This is a genomic window from Streptococcus sp. oral taxon 431 (assembly GCF_023115445.1).
In the GTDB taxonomy this organism is placed as follows: domain Bacteria; phylum Bacillota; class Bacilli; order Lactobacillales; family Streptococcaceae; genus Streptococcus.
Window position 1 is genome coordinate 1 of record NZ_JALDUI010000024.1, and the last position, 5,752, is coordinate 5,752.

At 39.9% G+C, this 5,752-nt stretch carries 4 protein-coding genes and 1 pseudogene; 3 read left to right on the forward strand and 2 right to left on the reverse strand.

The genetic code is table 11. The annotated features are described in order from the left end of the window. The coding region (locus tag M1R56_RS09575; protein ID WP_248035993.1) for an IS3 family transposase at positions 1-734 on the forward strand (734 nt) is incomplete at its 5' end. 63 nt (positions 735-797) lie between these two features. On the opposite strand, the gene M1R56_RS09580 is transcribed toward M1R56_RS09575, so the two are convergent. Continuing rightward, complete coding sequence (locus M1R56_RS09580) at positions 798-2,648, reverse strand: nucleoside-diphosphate sugar epimerase/dehydratase (RefSeq protein ID WP_248035994.1); 1,851 nt, start codon at positions 2,646-2,648, stop codon at positions 798-800. 68 nt (positions 2,649-2,716) lie between these two features. Then, a complete protein-coding gene (locus M1R56_RS09585) occupies positions 2,717-3,547 on the reverse strand; it encodes a glycosyltransferase (RefSeq protein ID WP_248035995.1) in 831 nt (276 codons plus the stop codon). 220 nt (positions 3,548-3,767) lie between these two features. Here M1R56_RS09585 and M1R56_RS09590 point away from each other — a divergent pair, with 220 nt between their 5' ends. Together M1R56_RS09590 and M1R56_RS09595 are read left to right on the forward strand one after the other, a co-directional pair. Next, the gene (locus M1R56_RS09590; RefSeq protein WP_248035996.1) at positions 3,768-4,934 is read left to right on the forward strand and encodes an MFS transporter; all 1,167 of its coding nucleotides are present in this window, start codon (positions 3,768-3,770) and stop codon (positions 4,932-4,934) included. Between the two features lie 210 nt (positions 4,935-5,144). After that, positions 5,145-5,752, forward strand: a pseudogene (locus M1R56_RS09595) (hypothetical protein); the annotation flags it as partial.

The window sequence follows — 5,752 nt, forward strand, 5'->3', positions numbered from 1 at the left end:
AAGAGCTTAAAGCTGAAATTCAATCCATTTTTATCGAACATAAGGGAAATTATGGTTATCGTCGGATTCATTTAGAACTAAGAAATCGTGGTTATCTGGTAAATCATAAAAGAGTTCAACGCTTGATGAAAGTACTCAATTTACAAGCTAAAATGCGACAGAAACGAAAATATTCTTCTCATAAAGGAGACGTTGGCAAGAAGGCAGAGAATCTCATTCAACGTCAATTTGAAGGCTCTAAAACAATGGAAAAGTGTTACACAGATGTGACAGAATTTGCCATTCCAGCAAGTACCCAAAAGCTTTACTTATCACCAGTTTTAGATGGCTTTAATAGCGAAATTATCGCCTATAATCTTTCAACTTCACCCAACTTAGAACAAGTAAAAACAATGTTGGAACAGGCATTCACAGAGAAGCACTACGAGAATACGATTCTCCATAGTGATCAAGGCTGGCAATATCAACACGATTCTTATCATCAGTTTCTAGAGGGTAAGGGAATTCAAGCATCCATGTCGCGTAAGGGTAACAGCCCAGACAATGGTATGATGGAGTCCTTCTTTGGGATTCTGAAATCGGAGATGTTTTATGGTTATGAGAAGTCATTTCAGTCGCTTAAGCAATTGGAACAAGCTATTGTAAACTATATTGATTATTACAACAACAAACGAATTAAGGTAAAACTAAAAGGACTCAGTCCTGTGCAATACAGAACTAAATCCTTTGAATAAATTAATTGTCTAACTTTTTGGGGTCAGTACACTTCAAGATCTGATAATATGCGTTTTTCTTTTTTATTCAACGTGGGTTGTTTGATTAGCAAAGGCGATAATGGCTTGCTTCAATTCATCTCCACTGAGAGTTCGGAACTCTTCAATTTTTTGATCGATGGCTTCTAGAGGCATGACATTAACCTTACCAACGAAAATCTTATCCATAACTTGGTTATCAACAAGTTCGGTTGATACCAAGAGTTCTTCGTAGAGTTTTTCACCTGGGCGGATTCCAACTTCAACGATTGGAATTTCGCTCTCAGTGTGTCCACTTAGAAGGACCATTTTCTTGGCCAAGTCATAAATCTTGACTGGTTTGCCCATATCAAGAATAAAGACTTCCCCATCTTTGGCATAAGCACCAGCATGGATAACCAGACGGCTAGCTTCTGGAATAGTCATAAAGTAACGGGTCATACGGAAGTCTGTCACCGTTACAGGCCCACCTTCAGCAATCTGACGTTCAAAGACTGGAATCACACTACCGCGGCTACCAAGAACATTCCCAAAACGAACCGCACAGTAGGTCGATTGGCTACGTTGGTTAAAGCCAGTGACAATCAACTCAGCCACGCGCTTGGTTGCCCCCATAACATTTGGTGGATTAACCGCCTTATCTGTCGAAATCATAACCATCTTAGGTACTTTGGCTTCATCAACAGCCTTAGCAACATTGTAGGTTCCACGAATATTGTTTTTGAAGGCTTCTTTTGGATTGCGCTCCATCATAGGAACGTGCTTGTGGGCAGCAGCATGATAAACAATAGCTGGCTTATACTGCTCAAAGACTTGTAACAAACGATCATAGTCTTGAATATCCGCAATCACAGGTACATAATCAATCCCTTGGAACTTGCGAATCAATTCATGATAAACAAGGTAGATTGAGTTTTCCCCATGACCGAGCAAGACAATGCGTTCAGGATTGAAACGACTAACTTGGCGACAGATTTCAGAACCGATTGAACCTCCAGCACCTGTGACTAAGATTGTCTTACCTGTAAGTTCTGCTCCCAGACGCGATTCGTCAAGACGAATTTCCTGACGGCCCAAAAGGTCTGTAATATCAATTTTTTGGAAGCCAGTACCTGCTTGGTGAAGTCCCTGAACAACTGTTTCAACCTTAGGCATCTTGTAACATTTGACACCCAGCTTATTACACATCTGCAAGATACGTTCATATTCTGACGGATCAAGTGACGGAATCGCAACGATAACACGCTCGATTTGATGGCGTTTGGCTAATTCGGGCAGATTGTCATAAGAGCCCAAAACAGGAATCCCACCAAGTTTTTGTCCCTTTTTCTTAGCATCCTTATCCAAAATACCGACCAGTTCTAATTCACTGGTTGGATGTTGGTAACTATCCATAAAGAGGGCTCCGCCATCACCAGCACCAATCAAGAAGGTCCGACGGTGTTCTCCATCGCCACTTCCTTTTTTGCGTCTAGAGTAGATTAACTGCCAAGTAATCCGTGGCAATAAAATCAAGAAGGTACTCAACAAGATAAAGAGAATGATGAAACGGATTGAAAAAAGTGGCAAGAAGGCATAGCAGATACTATATGACAAGACACTGCTAGCAGTCACGCCAAAAAAGATTTTCATAAAATCCGTAATCTTACTGTAACGGCTGATACTAGCATTCAACCCCCAAAATCCAATCATGATTTGATAGAAAAGGAAGGTCAAGCTAGTATAGATGACATAGTCCACAGGAGCTGGATTGATCAATCCATAAAACAAGATGTAAGAAACAATGATTGAGGAAATCATGCTGGCAGCATCAAAAACCCCCCAAAAGACTTGTTTTTGTTGTTTATTTAACACTTCAACCAGATCAATTACATAATCTGTCATTTTTTTATTCATGTGAATGGTATCCTCCTACACAAAATCACATTTTCTAGTAATTACTAGAGGTTTTTTTAACTGATTAGCTATTTACTTTTTCTCAATAGTTTTAAAAATATAAACTGTCGGACAAATCCTGGACATAGGGCAACGACAACTTGGATTAAGACACTTTTCAGATATTCGCCATAAGAAATCTGTCCACGCGCGTGCATTCTTTGACGTGCTTGGCGATAGAGTTTGAGATAGCGAAGGCCACCACGGCGTTCAAACATCCCCGCTCCCACGCGCACCTTACAAAGGATTTGATCCACATTTCCAGTCCGAGCTCCAGCGCTAATCATATTAAGCCAGAGAAGATCATCTTCCATATAAAGCCCATCTTCGTAGTTACCCGCCTTGAGAACCATCTCTTTTTTGAACATAACCGTCATGTGATTAAAGGCACTTCTCATACGTTGGTAAGCAATGATATCCTCATGCTTAATTGGTACACGACGGTAAGACACAATCTCGTCAGGTTGGTCGATAAATTCTGCGATATGACCACCCAGCAAGTCCAAGTTTTCCTTTTCCATCAAGTCAAACTGTTGTTCAAAACGATCTTCAACAGCGATATCGTCAGTATCCATACGGGCAATGACATCATACTGACACTGCAAAACACCATACTGTAGTGCCAAGCCCAGGCCACGGTTTTGCTCCAGTGGACAACGTTTGATTGGAATACTTGACTGTGCTACCAATTTTTCCAACACTTGATATAGTTCAGGTGTCAGTGAACCGTCTTCAACGATAACCACTTCACTAGGTTTGAGCGTTTGATGTAAGATACTTTTTACAGCCTCTTCTAAAAAGACAGGATTTTCTTTGATGTAGACTGACATCAAGACGCTAAATTTCCTATTTTCAGACACAGTTTTTCTCCAATGTATATATTTTCTTTCACTATATTTTATCACAAATTTCCTGACTTTCCTATTTTTATTTGAATCCCAGAAAAAAACTAGTAAATCTCTCCTTCTTTTTACCCATGATTTCGCTCAACTAAGGAGCGGAGTTTCTCACACCATCTTGACATCTATGGGAAAAAGCCTTAAAATAAGCTGTTATCAAAATCAGTTTATTGAGGTTCACATGAAAAAACGATCACTCTTTTTTATTCTAGGAATTATCTTAATCGGAGCGGTCTTAAGAGCTCCTTTTACGGCCTTACCAACTGTTTTGGGAGATATTGCTCAAGGTTTAGGAGTTGAGGTCAGTTCACTTGGGGTTTTGACCAGCCTTCCTCTCTTGATGTTTGCTCTTTTCTCCTCTTTTGCGACGCGTTTGGCTCAAAAGATTGGACTCGAGCACCTTTTTACATACAGCCTCCTCATCTTAACCATCGGTTCAGTGATTCGTATCTTCAATCTTCCCCTTCTCTATCTGGGAACCTTACTCATCGGAGCAAGTGTCGCTATTTTTAACGTACTTCTTCCTAGTATGATTCAAGCAAACTACCCACAAAAGATTAGCTTCCTGACAACGGTTTATGTGACGACTATGGGAATCGCGACAGCACTAGCTTCCTACCTCTCTGTACCCATTACTCAGGCAACATCTTGGAAGGGGCTGATTCTCTGCCTGTCCATGGTCTGCCTGCTAACCTTATTGGTCTGGTTTCCTAACCATGGCCACAATCATTTCCTAGAAGGGCATGAAGAGAAAAAAGAAAAAGAGAATATCCTAAAAAGCAAGCAAGTTTGGGCTATTATTGTCTTCGGTGGGTTGCAGTCCCTGCTCTTCTATACCAGCATGACCTGGTTGCCAACCATGGCCATCAGTGCAGGGCTAGCTCATACGGATGCCGGACTTCTGGCTTCTATCTTTTCTCTAATTAGCATTCCCTTCTCCATGACCATTCCAAGTTTAACGACGCGTTTGTCAAATCGTCACCGTCAATTCATGTTAACAATCATCTCTCTGGCTGGTATGTTAGGAATTGCCATGCTTCTATACCCGAGCAACAGTTTCTTGTATTGGTTGGTTGCCCATCTCTTGATTGGTACTGCCTGTAGCGCTCTTTTCCCTTATCTCATGGTTTGCTTCTCCATCAAAACCAGCTCTCCTGAAAAGACGGCTCAATTATCTGGACTTGCCCAGACCGGTGGTTACATTCTAGCGGCCTTTGGACCAACTCTCTTTGGTTACAGTTTTAACATGTTCCAGTCTTGGGTTCCAGCGGTACTGATTCTTCTAGTAATTGATATCATCATGACAATCGCCCTCTTTATGGTGGATCGAGCGGATAAAATCCTCTAAAAAATTTTAGAATTTACTACAATAAACTCACTTTTCAAGCCAGACTGAGTCTGGTTTTTTTGTATGAGTATATGTTTAAAAAGTATCATACATATACTAGGAGAAAAACGTGATTTTTGATATAATAAAATATGTAGAAACTAATTATGAAACGAAAAGGCAGATTAGTTTTAACTAGCAATAATTACTATTTCAAAGTGAGGGCATAGTATGGATGAACAGAAATACAATTTGGAACAAAGTATAGCAGAGTTAGGTAAGCTCCTTGACTTATCAGCTAAGGAAACAGATCAAGATACCTGTGAAACTCTAGCTGAAAAAGCAAAAATAATTTATGAGGGACATCCTGAATCAGAAGACATTGGTTTAGGTTATGCTATGATTCTTTTCAATTTATCGGTTGAACAAGTGAATGTTGAGGACCGTTTGAACACTGCTAATTCTGTCAAAGAAATTTTTGATCGCTTCAAACAATCTGAAGACATTGCTTTACAATATGCTAAGACTTTAGTCAATTTGTCAGCTAAACAAGAAAATGTTGAGGAGAGTTTGAACACTGCTAATTCTGTCAAAGAAATTTTTGATCGCTTCAAACAGTCTGAAGACATTGCTTTACAATATGCTATGGCTCTTTTCAATTTGTCGGTTGAACAAGTAAATGTCGAGGACCGTTTGAACACTGCTAATTCTGTCAAAGAAATTTTTGATCGCTTCAAACAGTCTGAAGACATTGCCTTACGTTATGCTAAGACTTTAGTCAATTTGTCAGCTAAACAAGAAAATGTTGAGGAGAGTTTGAACACTGCTAATTCTGTCAA

Excerpts from the sequence above, each read along its gene's own strand:
- M1R56_RS09580 (WP_248035994.1), bottom strand. The coding sequence starts at position 2,648 with ATGAATAAAAAAATGACAGATTATGTAATTGATCTGGTTGAAGTGTTA.
- M1R56_RS09590 (WP_248035996.1), top strand. The coding sequence starts at position 3,768 with ATGAAAAAACGATCACTCTTTTTTATTCTAGGAATTATCTTAATCGGA.